The organism is Cellvibrio sp. KY-YJ-3, from assembly GCF_008806955.1.
GTDB lineage: Bacteria > Pseudomonadota > Gammaproteobacteria > Pseudomonadales > Cellvibrionaceae > Cellvibrio.
In genome coordinates, this window is sequence record NZ_CP031727.1 from 2,306,428 (window position 1) to 2,324,970 (window position 18,543).

At 48.8% G+C, this 18,543-nt stretch carries 15 protein-coding genes; 8 read left to right on the forward strand and 7 right to left on the reverse strand.

Going from position 1 to position 18,543, the window contains the following annotated elements; genetic code table 11:
* Nucleotides 1-46: 46 nt before the first annotated feature.
* On the forward strand, nucleotides 47-502 hold the full coding sequence (locus D0B88_RS09790) for a CBS domain-containing protein (RefSeq protein WP_040392283.1): 456 nt from the start codon (nucleotides 47-49) through the stop codon (nucleotides 500-502).
* A gap of 285 nt (nucleotides 503-787) precedes the next feature.
* Complete coding sequence (locus tag D0B88_RS09795) at nucleotides 788-1,735, forward strand: acetyl-CoA carboxylase carboxyltransferase subunit alpha (protein WP_040392282.1); 948 nt, start codon at nucleotides 788-790, stop codon at nucleotides 1,733-1,735.
* 93 nt (nucleotides 1,736-1,828) lie between these two features.
* Here D0B88_RS09795 and D0B88_RS09800 read toward each other — a convergent pair whose 3' ends face one another.
* From D0B88_RS09800 to yciH, 5 genes are all read right to left on the reverse strand, one after another.
* The gene (locus tag D0B88_RS09800) at nucleotides 1,829-4,327 is read right to left on the reverse strand and encodes a YgiQ family radical SAM protein (protein ID WP_151056825.1); all 2,499 of its coding nucleotides are present in this window, start codon (nucleotides 4,325-4,327) and stop codon (nucleotides 1,829-1,831) included.
* An 81-nt stretch (nucleotides 4,328-4,408) separates the two neighbouring features.
* Complete coding sequence (locus D0B88_RS09805; protein ID WP_191966408.1) at nucleotides 4,409-4,735, reverse strand: rhodanese-like domain-containing protein; 327 nt, start codon at nucleotides 4,733-4,735, stop codon at nucleotides 4,409-4,411.
* A 127-nt stretch (nucleotides 4,736-4,862) separates the two neighbouring features.
* Complete coding sequence (locus D0B88_RS09810; protein ID WP_007642959.1) at nucleotides 4,863-5,399, reverse strand: hypothetical protein; 537 nt, start codon at nucleotides 5,397-5,399, stop codon at nucleotides 4,863-4,865.
* Between the two features lie 84 nt (nucleotides 5,400-5,483).
* Nucleotides 5,484-5,705, reverse strand: a complete 222-nt coding sequence (locus D0B88_RS09815) for a DUF3820 family protein (RefSeq protein ID WP_007642958.1) — start codon at nucleotides 5,703-5,705, stop codon at nucleotides 5,484-5,486.
* 1 nt (nucleotide 5,706) lies between these two features.
* Complete coding sequence (gene yciH, locus D0B88_RS09820; protein ID WP_007642957.1) at nucleotides 5,707-6,036, reverse strand: stress response translation initiation inhibitor YciH; 330 nt, start codon at nucleotides 6,034-6,036, stop codon at nucleotides 5,707-5,709.
* 104 nt (nucleotides 6,037-6,140) lie between these two features.
* Between yciH and D0B88_RS09825 the strand changes: the two genes are divergently transcribed.
* From D0B88_RS09825 to D0B88_RS09835, 3 genes are all read left to right on the forward strand, one after another.
* Entirely contained in the window at nucleotides 6,141-7,334 is a 1,194-nt protein-coding gene (locus tag D0B88_RS09825) for an EstA family serine hydrolase (RefSeq protein ID WP_040392499.1), read from the forward strand.
* The gene (locus D0B88_RS09830; protein WP_007642955.1) at nucleotides 7,327-7,545 is read left to right on the forward strand and encodes a SlyX family protein; all 219 of its coding nucleotides are present in this window, start codon (nucleotides 7,327-7,329) and stop codon (nucleotides 7,543-7,545) included. Before D0B88_RS09825 ends, D0B88_RS09830 begins: the two co-directional genes overlap by 8 nt.
* A gap of 207 nt (nucleotides 7,546-7,752) precedes the next feature.
* Complete coding sequence (locus D0B88_RS09835; RefSeq protein WP_151056827.1) at nucleotides 7,753-10,341, forward strand: bifunctional diguanylate cyclase/phosphodiesterase; 2,589 nt, start codon at nucleotides 7,753-7,755, stop codon at nucleotides 10,339-10,341.
* Nucleotides 10,342-10,385: 44 nt separating this feature from the next.
* Here the strand turns inward: D0B88_RS09835 and D0B88_RS19120 are convergent, their stop codons facing one another.
* Both D0B88_RS19120 and D0B88_RS19125 read right to left on the reverse strand, forming a co-directional pair.
* Entirely contained in the window at nucleotides 10,386-11,081 is a 696-nt protein-coding gene (locus D0B88_RS19120; protein ID WP_225318310.1) for a M48 family metallopeptidase, read from the reverse strand.
* A gap of 23 nt (nucleotides 11,082-11,104) precedes the next feature.
* Nucleotides 11,105-11,869 carry a M48 family metallopeptidase gene (locus tag D0B88_RS19125; protein WP_225318311.1) on the reverse strand — a complete coding sequence of 255 codons (765 nt, stop codon included), beginning with the start codon at nucleotides 11,867-11,869 and terminating at the stop codon, nucleotides 11,105-11,107.
* 244 nt (nucleotides 11,870-12,113) lie between these two features.
* Between D0B88_RS19125 and D0B88_RS09845 the strand changes: the two genes are divergently transcribed.
* From D0B88_RS09845 to aceE, 3 genes are all read left to right on the forward strand, one after another.
* Nucleotides 12,114-12,383: a sulfurtransferase TusA family protein gene (locus D0B88_RS09845; RefSeq protein WP_007642952.1), complete on the forward strand. Its 270-nt coding sequence runs from the start codon at nucleotides 12,114-12,116 to the stop codon at nucleotides 12,381-12,383.
* Between the two features lie 112 nt (nucleotides 12,384-12,495).
* Entirely contained in the window at nucleotides 12,496-15,399 is a 2,904-nt protein-coding gene (locus D0B88_RS09850; protein WP_225318312.1) for an insulinase family protein, read from the forward strand.
* Nucleotides 15,400-15,848: 449 nt separating this feature from the next.
* Entirely contained in the window at nucleotides 15,849-18,500 is a 2,652-nt protein-coding gene (gene aceE, locus D0B88_RS09855) for a pyruvate dehydrogenase (acetyl-transferring), homodimeric type (protein ID WP_007642943.1), read from the forward strand.
* Nucleotides 18,501-18,543: the final 43 nt, after the last annotated feature.

The following is an 18,543-nucleotide window of genomic DNA, read 5'->3' on the forward strand; positions in this document are numbered from 1 at the left end:
AGAGATAACAAAAAATCTGTGTAACCAGAGTCTGGAGGGAAATACTATGTCATCAATCCTCGTGAAAGATTACATGCAGTCGAATGCCCAAGCTATACCGGCAGATGCCAGTGTGCGCGACGTTGTTGAGCATTTATTGAAGTGGAACGTAACTGGTGCGCCGGTCGTTGACCAACAGCGGCGGGTTATTGGTTTTGTTTCTGAGCAAGATTGCATTAAGGATATGTTAAATAGTGCTTTCTATGCCGAGGACTCTGACAGCGTGACGCGCATTATGCGGCGCGATGTCCTCAGTGTGACACCGGATGCCAGTATTCTGGAGATCGCGGAAACTATGCTGGGTAATAAACCTAAAAACTACCCGGTTGTAGAGCATGGCAAATTAGTGGGATTAATCAATCGTCGTCAGATTTTGCAGGCATTGACTGATAATAACGGCAGCTATTTTTCTCCCAGACGCGGATCCCCCGAGTTCGCGGTCAATTCCAGCGATATTCAATAAACAGCACGGGCGGGCATTGAACCCGCCCGAGTTGTTTTTATGACGCAGTGAATCCTTTATTAATTTGGTGATGATGCATTTCAAAAGTGCGCAGTAGTCGTGCCGTTGGTGGCGCGAATATCGCTGCAATTTAGTCTGAAAAGATCGACTAAAGCGCCTATTTCGCGTAAGGTAGCGCCCCAATTGTGCCTGCTTGGGTTATGGTTAAAAAGCCAACAATCTCAGGTAGTTGCACTCCCTCTACACGTCAAAATGGTAGTTTCCTACCCGGAACAAGAGCTTGCTATGAATCTGAATTATCTGGATTTTGAACAGCCCATCGCCGAACTCGAAGGCAAAATTGAAGAGTTACAACTGGTTGGCAATAGTTCTGATGTAAACATCGCCGATGAGATTGCAAAACTGCGCGAGAAGAGCACCAAACTCACCGAGACCATTTATTCCAAGCTAACAGCATGGGATATTGTAAAAGTTGCGCGCCATCCATTGCGCCCCTATACCTCCGATTATATTTCCCGCGTGTTTACCGAGTTTGATGAGCTGCACGGCGATCGTCATTTTGGCGATGACGCGGCTATTATTGGCGGTGTGGCCCGTTTGGACGGCAAGCCGGTTATGGTGATAGGCGAAGAAAAGGGCCGCACCGTACATGAAAAAGTGATGCGTAACTTTGGTATGCCGCGCCCGGAAGGCTACCGCAAAGCCCTGCGTTTGATGGAAATGGCTGAGCGCTTCAAGCTGCCGGTGCTGACCCTGATTGATACTCCCGGCGCCTACCCGGGTATTGACTCGGAAGAGCGTGGTATTTCTGAATCCATCGCGCAAAACCTCGCCGTCATGTCGCGCCTGCGTACGCCCATTATTTGTACCGTGATCGGTGAAGGTTCATCCGGTGGCGCCTTGGCAATTGGTGTGGGCGATCAGCTCAACATGCTGCAATACTCCACTTATTTTGTTATCTCCCCTGAAGGCTGCGCCAATATTATTTGGAAAACTGTCGCCAAGGCACCGGAAGCAGCCCAGGCGATGGGGGTTACCTCTAAAATTTTGCAAGACCTGGGTATTGTGGATGAAACTATTCCCGAGCCGTTAGGTGGTGCTCATCGCAATATGGACGAAATGGCCAGAAAGCTGCAGGAGCGTTTGGTTGCGCAGGTGGATCGTTTAAGCAAAGAGCCAATTGATGCACTGCTGGAGCGCCGCTACCAACGCTTGATGAGTTACGGCAACTAAAACGCCGATAAAAAACTCGCTGGAAATAAAAAAACCGCTGATGAGAGTCCGCGGTTTTTTTATTGTTAGCCAAACCTTTAAGGCGCTTGAATATTAGCGCGGTTTATTGGGTTTGCCCGGGCGATTGTTGTTGCTGAAAGTTTTACTGGCAGGTTTTGTTTTAGGTGCTGCTGAGGGCGCCTTGGGTGTGCTGCGTCCATCAACCGGCTTGGTTCTAGGTTTGGGTTGTGCTGCTATTTGGCTATTAAATTTTTTCGCACTTTCAAATTTATCGCCAAAGGCTTTTGCCGCGGGTTTCACCTGAGCCTTAGTACTGGTACCCGCACGCGGTTTTTGTTGCTGTGCACGCGCATGGGGGTTATTGCCGCTGCGCGGTTTGTTGCGTGCTTCGGTTTGTTCATCGGGAATCAGGGCTGATGCACTGCTGCCAATCAGGTGCGGCTTGCGCATGGCGCGCAGGGCTTCGCGAATGATCGGCCAGTTGGCCGGATCGTGGTAGCGCAACAAGGCTTTTTGCAGACGACGCTGTTCCAATCCCCGCGGGATATTAATTTTGCCACTCTTATAGGTCAGTTTTTTGAGTGGATTGCGCTCGCTCACATACATGGCTGTCGCCAATGACATGGGCGATGGATAAAAAGTTTGCACCTGATCCACTTCAAAATTATTTTTCTTTAGCCAGAGCGCCAAGTTGAGCATATCTTCATCGCGGGTACCAGGGTGGGCGGCGATAAAGTAGGGAATCAAAAACTGTTCTTTGCCTGCTTCCTTCGAGAATTTATCAAACATACGTTTGAACTCGTAGTAGCTGCTCATCTTCGGTTTCATCATCTGTGCGAGCACACCGTCTTCAGTGTGTTCCGGTGCGATTTTTAAATAACCGCCCACGTGATGTGTCACCAATTCTTTTACATATTCCGGGTCGAGCACCGCCAGGTCATAACGTAAACCAGAAGCGACAGAGACTTTGTTGACGCCGCGAATTTTGCGCGCCTCGCGGTACAAATTGGTGGTGTGTTTATGGCTGGTGGTTAAGTTTTTACAAATAGTGGGGTACACACAGGACAGGCGACGGCATTTGGAGAGCGTCGGCATATCTTTACAAGTAAGGCGATACATATTTGCGGTGGGGCCACCCAAGTCAGAAATATGGCCGGTAAAACCCGGCACCTTATCGCGGATATCTTCAATTTCTTTGAGGATAGATTCCTGCGAACGGCTCTGGATAATGCGCCCTTCATGTTCGGTGATCGAACAAAAGGTACAGCCACCAAAACAACCGCGCATGATATTGACCGAGGTTTTAATCATGTCGTAAGCGGGGATTTTTTGTTTGCCGTAAACCGGGTGAGGTACGCGCGCATAGGGTAAATCAAATACACCGTCGAGCTCGTCGGTTTCGAGCGGGATCGGTGGCGGATTAATCCAGACTTCGCGGTTTTCGTGTTTTTGAATCATCGGGCGCGCGTTGTAGGGGTTGGCTTCCTGGTGCAAAACCCGCGAGGCGTGTGCATATAAGGTTGGATCTTTGCGCACTTTGTCGAAGGAGGGCAGGCGCACGTAGACTTTTTCCGCATCCATCATTTCACTGCGGTTTTGCAGCGGCATGGGAATAATGCGAATCGGTTGTGGTTCATTCGGATCGAGTGCTTTTTCGCTTTCGATTCCCTGTGCCGGGCAGCCAATCGTTTTCAATTGCTCTGCAGCTTCCGGATTTAACGCGGCAATTTGTTCTGCCATTTTGTCCGGATCGAGCTGGCGTAAACCGACTTGTGAATTGTTGATATCAGTTTGTGCAGCATCCACAACGGACTTGCTGTTGTGTTGATACTCATAGGGGTTGGGCAATTTATCGATATTGCCCGGCCAGTCGATGCGTGTGGAATCAATTTCTGTCCAGCCCGCCGGTGGTTCTTTTTTGATAACCACGGTGCCGCGAATACTATCCAATTCTTTAATGCTTTTGCCCGCCGCGAGCGAGTGGGCAACTTCGGCGAGTGCACGTTCGGCGTTGCCATAGAGCAGAATATCGGCAGTGGCATCAATCAATACCGAGCGACGCACTTCATTGCTCCAGTAATCATACTGGGCGATACGACGCAAACTGGCCTCTATGCCGCCGAGCACAATCGGCACATCTTTGTAGGCTTCTTTGCAGCGCTGGCTATACACAGTGACGGCGCGGTCGGGGCGTTTGCCACCCATACCACCGGGGGTGTAGGCATCGTCCGAACGCAGGCGTAAATCCGAGGTATAGCGGTTGATCATGGAGTCCATGTTGCCCGCGCTCACACCAAAAAACAGCCTGGGTTTACCCAGCGCTTTAAAGGGTTCGGCGCTTTTCCAATCGGGCTGGGCGATGATGCCCACGCGAAACCCCTGGGATTCCAAAAATCGTCCAATCACCGCCATACCAAAACTGGGGTGATCCACATAAGCATCGCCACACACAATAATAATGTCGCAGCTGTCCCAGCCAAGCTTGTCCATTTCGGCGCGGCTCATCGGCAAAAATGGCGCGGGTTTATAGGTTTTGGCCTGGGCGTGAATGTTAGGTTTGGGGTAGGAGAACAGGTGTTTAGCGGTATTCATAGGGATGCAACAAGGGGGGAATTAAACCAGTCGCTATTGTCCCAGAATCGCGGCTGGCGAGACAGCATTAATTTTGATCGTTTATTGAGTGGCGAGTTTTTGCTGTACTTCTTCGTAGCCGCCTTCATTGGTGGCATTGCGAAAGCCCATGGCCTGCAGGGTTTCAAGAGCGATGCCGGAGCGGCGACCGGTGCGACAGTAGAGGCGCAGGGTGGCATCTTTATCGGTAGTCACTTCGCTAATACGCGCCGCAATTTCTTCAAACGGTATATGGGCAGCGCCCTGCACGTGGCCGGAGTGAAACTCCTCTGCGGTGCGCACGTCAATCCAGAAGTCATTGGCAAGAATTTGGTTGGACATAATCAGTAGTAAACCTGTGCTAAATAAACGAAAAAGGTGTTGCAGCATAACAAGCTCTCCGCGCAATCTGCCACTAGTGACTGTTATTAGCCTAGGCCACAAATGATTACGCCCGAACAGCGGGCGCAGGTCATTTGTGGGGTGTGTTCGATAATTTGACGAAAAGTCTAGATTATCAAGCGTTCGCCAATAATCTGTCATATTTCCGGCTGAGCATGTCATAAAACTGTTCGCGCACCTGCACTATAGTGTTTTTGAGAGCGGTGATTTGTTCCAGAGAGATATCCTTGCGGCCCATATAGACTTGTTTACGGTAGACGGCGATCTTGGCGCCGTACAAACGCAGGCTGCGCTCCAGATTTTTCTCGCCCAACATCAATAACTTGGCTTCGGCTTCCGCCAGCTTTTTAAATTCATCCACCAATTCGCTATTCACGGCTTCCAACTCGGCGCGACGCGTTTGGGGCCAGCGCTCGCCAAACTGGATGGACTCCACTACCAGTGACGAATATTTGGCGAATATGTGCGTCACCGTGCCCACTTGAGTGGACACTTCTTCCAGAATTTGCAGGCGACGATTGTCTCGTGGGTTATTCATGGTCTGGTGATTGGTTTTGCGCAGCACCACCCAAGCGGTCACCGCGGCAATCAATGCGCCCAAGCCGATTTTTAAGGAAGTATCAGTGATTTGTAAAAACAGTTCGTTATCCATAGTGCAGTGCCCCTCTGTCAGAAAATCGACGGTTTTGGTTCGTTAGCAGAGGAATTGCAATATGTAGGCCAGCACGTTATCGATTTATCGCAGGGGTTTTAGCAGCGGCTCCAGGCCATTGAGGCGGATTTCATACATCAAGCCCAGTAGTTGGCCGAGTTTGCCTTTGGGCATGCCCTCCCGTGCCATCCACATAAGATAGTGTTCTGGGATGTCAGCAATCACATGACCAGCGTATTTGCCGTAGGGCATGGGAGTTGTCACCAGCTCTTTGAGCAGCTGCGGGTCAAAAGGGAATTCATCCATCTCAACCACCGGCCAGCTTCACAGTAAAGCCGCGTTTTTCCAATTCGGCTTTGAGTTTGTCGCGCTGGTCGCCTTGGATTTCAATGACGCCATCTTTTAATGAGCCGCCCACACCACAGGTGACTTTTAAGGCTTTTGCCAAGTCTTTGAGTTTGTTTTCATCCAGCGGAACACCGGTGATGGTGGTAACCCCTTTGCCATTGCGCCCGGCTGTTTCGCGGCGAATGCGCACTATGCCGTCACCTTGTGGGGTCTTGGCGACAGGTTTTTCTTCTTTGATGCGGCCGGTCTCGGTGGAATAGACAAGGCGGGAATTTTTGTCTTTAGTCATGGCGATGGTGATTCCTGAACAAGAGTCTGGCAATTCTAACGCCACCGGCTGCTAGAATGCGCGCCATATTGAGCGTACAACCTATTTATAAACAGAGAGTGACTATGCAGATTCAGGGTCAATGGGCCGAACCTTGGCAGCCACTGGTGCATGCTTTTGCCGCCAACTTTACCCGGGGCGAGGAGGGAGCAGGCCTGGCGTTGGTGCACCGCGGCGAGTTAGTGGTAAATATCTGGGCCGGCCAACACAGCAATAAGCTGGCAGGCGTGGTGGCCCAGCCATGGCAAGAGGACACCCTGGTCAATATCTTTTCAGCCGGTAAGGGCTTGGTGGCATTGTGTATTTTGCAGCTGGTCGCCCAGGGTAAATTAGCACTGGATGCCCCGGTGGCAGATTACTGGCCCGAATTTGCCCAGGCTGGTAAAGAGCACATCACCATTCGGCAAGTAATTAGTCATCGTGCCGGGCTGTCGGCTTTCCATCAGCATATTGCCAATGAGCAAATTTTTGACTGGGCGCAAATGACCCAAGCCATTGTCGCCGAATCCAGCTGGTGGGAGCCGGGCAGTGCCCAGGGTTACTCGCCGTTTATCTACGGTTGGATTTTGGGTGAGCTGGTGCGCCGTGTGAGTGGTTATGCCAGTTTTAACTCGTATTTTCAGGCGCAGGTGGCTGAACCCTTGGGGATCAGCTGTCATTTTGGTGTGCCCGAAAACCAACTGGATAAGATCGCCGATACCGGCCCGCTCAAGCGCCCATTGGGTTCCCCTGCCACCGCAAGCGGCGCCGATAGCATTATGCTCGGCAAAATCATGAAGGCTGACCCGCGTGGAGTCACCAATCGCGCTTTTTCCAATCCGATCAGTTTGATGACCGCTACCAATTCGCGCGACTGGCGCAGTGCACAAATTCCGGCGGCCGGTGCGCACGCCAATGCCCCTGCGTTGGCGCGTATTTATGGTGCTTTAGCCAATGGCGGTAGCCTGCTTGGTGATACAGCCTTGCCTTTGTGTTGGGCGGAGCAGACCTTTGCGCAGGATCAGGTCCTGGGTTTGCCCCTGCGTTTCAGCCATGGGTTTATGCTGTCGCAGCATGATCGCCCTGACTGTCGCTACGGGCGTGGTTCCCGCGCCTTTGGGCACCCGGGGGCAGGTGGTTGTGTGGGTTTTGCCGACCCGGATTACCAACTGGGTTTTGGGTATGTTACCCATCGTATGGGGCAGAGTTTATTGATCGATGAGCGCGCGGTGTCGTTGATCGATGCCGCCTATCAACTGCTGGAGCACAACAATGTCTGACCTTGAAGAACAATTAATTGACGTTCAAACCCGTGTCGCCTACCAGGAAGATACCTTGGCGCAGTTGAATGAAGTGATTACGCGCCAGGACGCTGAAATAATCCAGCTTAAACAGCAGTTGCGTTTGATTGCACAACGCCTCGATGAGCTGAGCACTAACCCGGCGCAAGGCGATACAGAAATGGCAGATGAGCGACCACCGCATTATTAATCCCAAACAGATTTGATCTTGTGAGTGGTTGCCCGCAGGAAAACTTGATAGAAGTTTGGCGCTAAAATCATCTTAATGTCGCGCAACTTCTCATTATTGTTAATAAGTGTGATTTGACGCTTTGTTTCCTGTACGAGCTAAAAAATAGTTGTCTACACTTTGCTGTCGATAGGTGTTTTTTAGATAACAGGGGCGAATTCATTCACCATGCACCACCATTCCACTCCATCGGGTAATCCGGCGCTTTTTTTGTCGGCGCATCCCGCACTTGATAACGGCCTGGATGTCGCCACAAGTGCTCCCTGGAGTATGAATGTGGCGAGTGGTGAGTTGCGTGTTAGCGCGCAAAAAGTTGATTCGCTCGCCGCTTTTTTTTCACCCCTTCATCGCGTAACTGACCTGTTAAACCACTTTCGCAAAGCCGACCGGTATCTTTTTTTGCAAGCGTTTAATGCCGACCCGCTGGATCAAGACTATGATCGGTTGCGTTCGTGCGATGTGCGTCTTTTCGGTATAAGTGGTGAACCGCTAGTGCGTTTTGTGGGGCGCCTGCGTCAACCTGACTCCGAAGCCCCCGACGCAAAAGAACAGGGGCGGTTTTTTGAGGGCGTAATTGTTGCGGCGCAACACTGGTTGGCCAAACCCAGCGATGAATATGCACTGCAATTTTTATCAAGCTTGTTTGCCGATAGCCCCATTCCCAGTTTCATCACCGATAAGCAGGGTGTGATTGTTAATATCAATGAATCCTGTGAGCGACTGTTTCATCTGTCCCATCGTCAGGCTGAGCAGGCTGCTGGCTTCTATTCAATCCTTCGCGACAAACAATTAAACAGCGACCCTGAACTTGCCGCTGCGGTACAGGCGGTATACCACCAAGGCAAACCACAAACGTTAGAGATGAGCTACTCCCTGGGGAATATTCATCGTAGTCGTTTTATTTGTGATAAGCAGATTCATTTTCGTGTGAGTTTCGTGCCTATTCCGGATCGCCAAGGCAAGGTTGCCCAAGTGTTAGTGCAACTGCAGGACTTGTCCCGTGAGAAAAGTGCGCGCGATGCTTTGCAGGAGAGTGAAGCGAGTTACAAAGCCTTTATCACCAATAGCTCTGAGGCCATTTGGTGTTACGACATGCAGCCGCCTGTGGCGATTGATACCGAATATGAACAGCAAGTAAAACAAATCGCACACAACGCACGTTTGGTAGAGGCTAATAAGGTATTAGTCAACATGCTCGGTGTGGATTCGCTCGACGATATTCTCGGCACAGGCTTGATTGACAGTGGCTCAACAAACTATGTGTTTGATATTCATTTTTTTGTAAAAAATAATTACGTGATGGTGGATCACGACATTATTCGCCAGGATGCACGCGGTAAAAGTTTTTATTTTCAAATTTGCTGTACTGGCATTGTTGAACGCGGCCAGTTAAAGCGAGTGTGGGGAACCACTAAAGATATTACCGCCCGCCGCCGCTATGAAGAAAAACTGCGCTATCAGTCCTACCATGATTCTCTCACTGCATTGCCCAATCGCGAAAAACTTTATGCTGATATGCAAGCCTGTTTTGAGCAGCGCAGTGCTGAACAAATCAGCGCGCTATTATTAATTGATCTGGATCGATTCAAGGAAATTAACGATACCTTGGGCCACAATGTGGGCGATCATTTATTGCAATTAATTGGTCCGCGCCTGGCCAATGAAATGGCGGAAATTCCCGGCACCGTAGCGCGCTTGGGGGGCGATGAATTTGCGGTGTTTTTGCCCCGTATTCGCAGCACACATCAAGCGGTGGTGTTTGGGCACAGATTATTGGATGCGCTCTCGCAAGAGTTCGATCTGGAGGGTTTTACAGCGCAGATCTCGGCGAGTATTGGCATCGCAATATCGCCCCAGCAGGCACAAGATCAGCATACGCTGATGCGCTATGCCGATATCGCTATGTATTACGCCAAAAGCCAAATGCTCGGCTTGGCAATTTACAGTGCGGAATACGATCCCCATTCAACCAAGCGTCTGTCAATTATCAGCGAATTGGGGCGAGCCATTCGCGAAAATCAACTGTGTTTGTATTATCAACCGAAAATTCTGTTGGATGAAAAACGCTGTTACGGCTTTGAAGCGTTGATTCGTTGGATTCACCCTGAGCTGGGGTTTGTGCCGCCAGCAGATTTTATTCCCATGGCAGAGTTGACCACTTTAATCCATCAGCTCACTGCATGGGTATTAGAAAAGGCAATATCCCAGTGCCGCACTTGGCAGGATCAAGGAATGTCGCTGAGTATTGCAGTGAATCTCTCGGCACGTAATCTAATGGATGACAATATTCCCAAGTTGGTGGAGCGGCTGTTGATTAAATATCAGCTGCCCGCCGCGCGCTTGGAATTGGAAATCACTGAAAGTTCGATCATGACTGATCCTACGCGGGCATTGCGCAATTTAGATGCTTTACATGCGCTCGGTGTGCATTTAGCTATTGATGATTTTGGTACGGGTTATTCGTCGTTGGCTTATTTGAAACGGCTACCGGTACAGACCCTGAAAATTGATAGTTCGTTTGTGCGCAGCATGCTTGAAGATTTACAAGATGAGTTAATTGTTAATTCAACTATTCACTTGGCCCACAATTTGGGGTTAATGGTTGTGGCTGAGGGAGTTGAGAACGAGGCGCTGTTGAATCGCTTAAGTGAAATGGGGTGCGATGAAGCTCAGGGTTTTTTTATCGGTAAGCCCATGTCAGTCATCAATACAAATGAATGGCTGGTCGAATCGGGTTGGGTTAAGCAGCCGCAATAATTGCGGCTGTTTTGCAATTAACGATAAAAAACCTATGTGCTGATTTAAAAGCCTTGCTGCTGCATTTGCGCTTCAACATATTTTAGCCGCTCTTCAAGCAGTGCAGTGCGGTAGCCATTTCCTTGCGTTAGTTTTAAGGCATTGCGCAATTGGATTTGGGCCCGATCATAAACTCCATTCAAAATAAAATATTCAGCGCGCGCTTCATGCACACCTAAAATATTGCCGGCTAAACCGTTCACTTCTGCCAACAAATACCACACATAGTCATCGTTGCTGCGCTTGCGCGAATAGCGATCAAGAATGTCGGCACACTGTTGGTAAATTCCCGCTTTCATCAAGGCTTCGGCGTGGCGAATAATCAGTGGATGGCTGTTGGGATATTTCTGTAGCTGGTTCTCAATGATTTCCAGTCCTGCTTTGTAGCGCTCTGCGGCGACTTCGATATCGGCGCGCATGATTTGATAGGTGATGCGTTCCGGTTCTTTTTGCAGCAGTGGTGCCAGGGCTTCGCGCGCTGCATCAAACTGGCTCGATCTGGTCAGTGCCAGTGCCCAGCCATAACGGCTGGCATCGGGATAAGTTGATTCCCTATCCAATTCACTTTTAAACATCCGCGCGGCAATTTGGGGAGTTTCCTCTGCATCTACACGTACCCGGCTGCGCATAAGTTGGAACTCCAAGTCATCCTCCGCAGGCTTGCGTGCGTATTGCATGGCGCGGTTGCGGGCGTCGGCCACCCGGGTTTCACTCACCGGGTGAGTTAGCAGGTATTCGGGGGGCGGCGATTAAGACGGTTGGCACGCACCATCTCTTCAAACATATCCGCCGCTGCATGAGGGTCGAGGCCGGCTTGAATCATGGTTTGCATGCCTATGCGGTCTGCCTCTTGCTCATTTTGACGGCTAAATGCGAGCGATGCCTGCTGTGCTGCAGCCTGGGTGCCCATAATCGCGGCTACGCCAGCATCGCTATTACTGTTCGCGGCGAGCACTAAGCCCGCGAGCATGCCTGCCAGCATTGGCATCATCATATTTTTTTGTTGTTCCAGGCGGCGTGCATAGTGGCGCTGGCTTAGGTGTCCCATTTCATGGGCAAGTACCGCCGCTAACTGGTTTTCGGTTTTGGCATAGTTGAGTAGCCCCGTATGTACCCCAATGATGTTACCGGGCACTGCAAATGCATTGAGTGTGTTGTTTTGTGCCACAACCAGATCAATGCGTTTATCATCCAGCTGGCTATGGGGGAGGAGGCGAGCAAAAAGTTGCTCAAGGTAATCAATAATCAGCGGGTCCGATGAAGTAGGTACCTGGCTGCGATAGGCCCTAAGCCAGCGTTGACCAAGAATCTTCTCTTGCACCGGTGAGATCATGATTGAACTGGTATCACCCAGATTCGGTAGTTCAATCTCGGCATGGCTCGCAAAAGGATTAATAAGCAGGCTGGAAACCAGTAAGGATGCCACTCCAAGCGGCGCGAGCAAGCGCTTGGCAGTCAAGGTAAGGATGCGTTTTAAAAGCGTGGACACGGTAAATATCGGCTCCCGAAGTCGATGGCATGAGTGTTTGAAGCAGACAAAAAATAGGGCGCAACTCTAGCCTTTTTGGCGCGTAAAGAATAGGTTAGCAACCCTTTGAGACCTTCTTTAGAGCGGCTGGTTCGTTGTTGGGTAGAAATTGTTGTTTGAAACGCCGTTTTTAATGCGACATTCCTGGATTTGTCTTGGCTATCTTTGATGTGTATGGGGATGCTCCGAATATGAGTAACTCACTTTGAATGACTCACTTGATTGTTTTATTCTGCCGGTAAATGTTGAATTGGATGCCAAAGGGCTGCGTTGCCCCATGCCGTTATTAAAAGCCAAGCAAGCACTACGCGACTTGAAACCCGCAGAAGTGTTGAGAGTGTTGGCTACCGATGCTGGCTCAGTGCGCGACTTTCAGGCCTATGCCAATATCAGTGGCATTGAGTTGCTGGGGCACGAGGCGCGCGATGGTGTCTACTGTTATTTGCTGAGAAAACCACTTGTATCACCGCCTTGAAAGCCAAGTGGATGAGTTAATCACATATGATCCGTCCGCATTGTCTTGCTGGAGCGATCATGGTACGGCCCCCAGGAATCTGGCTGCCTACGAATGCTGAAGTGAGTTTGTTATGCCGATATTGCCTTATCAAATGAATCCGCGAACGTGTCTGGTGCTGCTAACGGCGCTTGCCTTTGTTTTGGCAAGCTCGTTGCTCCTTGCGCAGCAAGAGGATCTACCCAAAGCCGGCTATAGTCCGCTTGCCATAGTTAAAAGCGAAAATGACAAGCGCGACTATCGTTACCTGATATTGGAAAACCAATTGCGGGTGCTATTGATTTCTGACCCCACCACTGAAAAAGCTGCGGCGGCCCTCGATATTCAAGTGGGAGCCAATCAAAACCCGGTTGATCGCACAGGACTTGCACACTTTCTTGAGCACATGCTGTTTCTGGGGACTGAAAAGTATCCCCAAGCCGGTGAGTACCAAGAATTTATCTCCCAACATGGTGGCCGCTATAACGCATTTACGGCGGCCGAAAATACCAACTATTTTTTTGAAATCGACAAAGATCAGTTAGCGCCAGCGCTGGATCGATTTTCCCAGTTTTTCGTAGCGCCGTTATTTTCCGACGAATACGTAGAGCGCGAGCGCAATGCCGTGCATTCGGAATACATGGCCAAGTTGAAAGATGATGCGCGCCGTGAATGGGATGTTTATCGCGAATTGATGAATCCTGCGCACCCAGGTGCGAAGTTTTCGGTAGGTAATTTGACAACATTGGCTGATCGCGAAAATAATCCGGTGCGCGATGACATGATCCGTTTTTACGAGCAACACTATTCGTCGCATTTGATGAGTTTGGTGGTGCTTGGCCCGGAGCCCCTCAATAACCTTGAGGCAATGGTGCGCGATAGATTCAGTAGTGTTGCCAAACGCGATATCAATATTGAAGCAGCGTATCCACCGCTATTTGATCCATCAGGCTTGCCTGCAAGCCTTGAAATCAAACCGGAAAAAGAACTGCGCCAACTTACCTTTAACTTTCCTATTCCCAATCCCGACCAGTTTTATCGCAAAAAACCTTATGCCTACATAGCGCATCTGCTCGGCCATGAAGGCCGTGGCAGTTTGTTGTCGTTATTAAAACGCTTGGGCTGGGCAGAAGGTGTGTATGCAGGAACCAGTTTGCATAGCCGCAGCGATGCCGTCTTTCAATTGAGTATTCAATTAACCCCACAAGGTGTTCGCGCGCGCGATCAGATAGTGTCACTGGTTTTTCATTCCATCGAACAACTCAAAGTGCGCGGTGCATCCTCCTGGCGCTACGGCGAATTACAACAGCTGGCTGATTTGGATTTTCATTATCAGGAAAAGCGGGCGCCAATGGAGACTGTTAGTGCATTCGCTCAAAAGATGGGTCAGTACGAGCCGCGTGATATTTTGCGTGGCGATTATATCTACGCTGATTTTGATGCAAATTTAATTGAAAAAAGCCTGTCATTTTTAAATAGCCAAAATCTACTATTGGTCTTGGTAGCTCCTGATGTCGAACCCTATCGTGTTTCAAAACTATATTCAGCGCCATTCTCATTGCGGGCGCAAATCCCCGAAATTCTTGAATTAAAGCCTACTGTACGACAAGAATTATTCCTGCCAGAAAAAAACCTGTTTATACCCAAGCGTCTTTCAGTAAAAGCGGGCTCAATGCTTGAACAGCGCGGTGTAGTTCAAGATGTGCGTCCCAAGATTATTTATCGCAATTCCAATATGCGTGTCTGGTTTTCACAGGACCGGGAATTTAAACAGCCGCGCGCGCAAATTAACCTGCGTATTAAGTCACCATTAGTGGCTGCCAATGCAGAGGGGGCGGCACAAGCACAATTGTTTGCAGCATTAATTGTTGATCAATTAAATGAGTTTGCTTATCCCGCTAGTTTGGCGGGTATTGATTTTACGCTCACTGCCAACGGGCGCGGCTATGACTTGGGTATATTCGGTTATTCAGGTCGGCAGGGTATGTTGATGAATAAAATTATAACGGCGATAAATGCAGGGCGATTTAAAGAAGAGCGTTTTCTATTGCTGAAAGAAAATTTGCTGCGCAGTTGGCGCAACAAAAATAAAGACATGCCTTATCAAGTTCTTGCGCAGCAAATTGCCGCGCTGCAACTGGAACCATCCTGGTCTAATGCTGAGCTTATTGATGCGTTAGAGCGTAAAAGCTATGAGCAATTTAATCAATTTGTCACTCGGCAATTAATTGATGCAACGGCAGATGGATTATTTTATGGCAATTATTTCCGTGCGGAAGCCTTGAAGCTGGCCGTATTGGTTGAGCATGAGTTATTAAACCGTCGCGCTGGGCGAGAAGTGTCGCCAGTGGTTCAGTTGATGCTGCCGGAGGATTCCGCAAAACCATGGCTCTACACTCACTCGCTTGATCACAGCGATCGTGTTGTTGAGTTATTTATTCAAAGTCCTTCTGCCTCAGCGGTGGATGCCGCGCATATGATGTTAATCCGGCAGTTGCTTCAGCCAGCGTTTTATCATCAATTAAGAACTGAAAAACAATTAGGTTATATCGTGGGTGTGCTTCCCGCCCCATTGCTGGATCTTGAAAATAGTTTGTTCGTTGTGCAATCGCCCTCTTCGAATGAAGCGGAGATTATGGCGCAGATAGATCTGTTTTTAGATGAACAGGCTTCTATACTGGCTGATAATTTTGCGATGAATCAGCAGTCTTTAATTAAAAAGTTGCAAGAGCCTGCGCGTTCACTCAAGGAGCAATCTGAGCGTTACTGGGCTTCGATTACATCCTATGACGAAACTTTTATGCGCCGCGATTTATTGGCAGAAGCTGTCGCTGCAATCACTGTTGATTCGCTTAATGAATTTTACGCAAGAGTTTTTCTGAATAAAAACAGACGCCTCTGGCTCACCTCAATAGCATTTGACCAGCGCGATAATTTTTCTGAAATTCAGAGTCTGCCTGCTTACAAAAAACAAATGAATAGAACAGTGATGCCATAATCGGGAATGTTATTTTTTGGGGCGCTCAATGGCGGATGTGCTGCATTTTTGTGCGTTATTTGTTGTGCTTTTAGCCCTAAAAATTATCATTTTTTTTACTGTTTATTGCTTGGTGAAATACAAACCTTAGGTAATAATGCGTTCCCTGTTTTGAGTGCGTGTTTTTCATGGCTTTGAGTTATGAACAGCGCTCGGTGCAGCGATCTGTGCACTAAAGTTGTGCCCCTCCAGAGTGTTACCGTGTTGGCTAGGGCTGGTAAAAAATTCACACTTATGCAAGAATTCGTGGATTTTTTACACAAGTAAAAGGAATGTTCCTCCTGTAACTCCATGATATTACAGCACTTTTTACTTTGTGCCTGTTTTTGCATGAAGCCCAGATCCAAATTCCTGTATTAGATACTACTGCTACATGATGTGCGTTATTGCGCATAGCTGAGGAGATTTGAATGCAACAAGATATCAATGCCATTGAAACAAAAGAGTGGCTAGACGCCCTTCGGTCAGTTGTTCGTCATGCGGGAAAAGATCGCGCCGCAGAAATATTAAAATCCCTGTCCGAGTCTGCTGTCAGTCATGGCATTGAGCAGCCTTCTTCTATCAAAACCCCCTACATAAATACTATCCCTGTAGAGAAAGAAATTAAGTCTCCGGGTGATTACGCCATGGAGCGTAAAATACGTTCAATTATTCGCTGGAATGCCATGGCGATGGTGATGAAAGCGAACGATAACGATGAAGGCTTGGGTGGTCACATTGCATCCTTTGCATCCTCTGCAACCTTATATGACGTAGGTTTCAATCATTTTTTCCGCGGTAACGATGGCGATACTCCGGGCGATTTGATTTACTTTCAGGGGCATGTTTCCCCGGGTATGTATGCTCGCTCTTTTGTTGAAGGCCGTTTGAGCGAGAGTCATCTGGACAACTTCCGCCGTGAAGTGAATGGTGGCGGTTTATCTTCTTATCCCCACCCATGGCTGATGCCGGATTACTGGCAGTTCCCTACTGTATCTATGGGCCTTGGCCCAATCAAAGCGATTTATCAAGCTCGCTTTAACCGCTACATGGAAGCGCGCAGTTTAATTCCTGTTACTGATCGCAAGGTATGGGCATTCCTGGGTGATGGCGAATGTGATGAGCCGGAAAGCTTGGGCGCTATCTCACTGGCAACACGTGAGAAACTGGACAATCTGATTTTTGTCATCAACTGTAACCTGCAGCGCTTGGATGGCCCCGTGCGCGGTAACAGTAAAATCGTACAAGAATTGGAAGGTGTTTTCCGCGGCGCTGGCTGGAACGTAATCAAGGTTCTGTGGGGACGTGGTTGGGACGAACTGCTTGCTAAAGACAAAACTGGTTTGTTGCAGAAACGCATGGACGAAGTTGTCGATGGCGAAATGCAAAACTACAAAGCCAACGGCGGCGCTTACACTCGTGAACATTTCTTTGGTAAGTATCCTGAATTGCTGGAGTTGGTCAAAGACATGACCGATGACCAGATTATGGCTTTGGCTCGTGGTGGTCATGATAGTCATAAGGTATACAACGCTTACCATCAAGCAATTAATACCAAAGGCAAACCAACCGTTATTCTGGCTCAAACCGTAAAAGGCTACGGTATGGGTACTTCCGGTGAGGCGATTAATAAAACTCACTCGGTAAAAGCACTTGATATTGAAAGCCTGAAAAAATTCCGTGACCGTTTTGAATTGCCCATTAGCGACGAAGATCTGCCGAAGTTGCCGTACTATCGCCCGGCAGAAGACAGTCCTGAAATGCAATACATGAAGAGCCGCCGCAAAGAACTTAAAGGTTTTGTGCCTTCACGTAATGCCAGTTTTGATCCCTTGCTGGTGCCAGCGTTGGATGCCTTTGCTGCCCAGTTGAAGTCTACTGGCGAGCGTGAAATTTCCACCACCATGAGCTTTGTGCGTATTCTTTCATCGCTGGTGAAAGACAAAAATATTGGCAAACAAATCGTACCTATAGTACCGGACGAAGCACGTACTTTTGGTATGGAAGGGATGTTTAAAACCATCGGTATTTATTCATCCGAAGGTCAAAAATACACCCCACATGATGCTGGCCAAATGATGTCCTACCACGAATCGGCTACTGGTCAAATTCTGGAAGAGGGCATTAACGAAGCAGGTTCTATGGCTTCCTGGATTGCGGCTGCAACGGCTTACAGCAATTACAAAAAGCCAATGATTCCTTTCTATATCTATTACTCCATGTTTGGTTTCCAACGTATTGGTGACTTGGCGTGGGCTGCTGGTGATTCTCAGGCGCGCGGCTTCTTGATGGGCGCTACTGCTGGTCGTACTACTTTGAATGGTGAAGGTTTGCAGCATCAGGATGGCCATAGCCATGTATTTGCTAACACCATCCCTAACTGCCGTTCTTATGATCCTACCTACGCTTATGAATTAGCGGTGATCATTCAGGATGGTATGAAACGCATGTATCACGACAATGAAAATGTCTTCTATTACATTTCATTGATGAATGAAAATTATCAACACCCCGATATGCCCGAAGGTGCGGAAGACGGCATCATTAAAGGTATTTATCAATTGGAGAAGGGCGTTGGTAAAGCCAAAAACCGCGTTCAATTGATGGGTGCTGGTACCATTTTACGTGAAGTGCGTTTTGCTGCAGAAATCCTGCGTAGCGAATTTGATGTGGAAGCGGATGTGTGGAGTGTAACCAGTGTGAATGAACTGACCCGCGATGGTCAGCGTGCGACTCGCTGGAATATGCTGAACCCAGCAGCTGCACAGCGTAAACCCTATATCACCCAGGTATTGGAAGGCGCTGAAGGCCCATTCATTATCTCTACCGACAACTTGAAAACCTACTCCGAGCAGCTGCGTGCCTACATTCCAGGTCACTACACCGTGCTGGGTACTGAAGGTTTTGGTCGCAGTGATACTCGCACTCAATTACGTCACTTCTTTGAAGTTAACCGTTATTTTGTGGTGATTGCTGCACTCAAGTCCTTGGCTGACCAAGGCAAGATTAAGGCTGATGTTGTTGCTAAAGCCATCAAGAAGTTTGGTATTGATCCAGAAAAAGCGGATCCGATGAGCGTATAAAACCATCGCCCTCTCACAAAGAGGGCGATGTTGTTTGTATTCG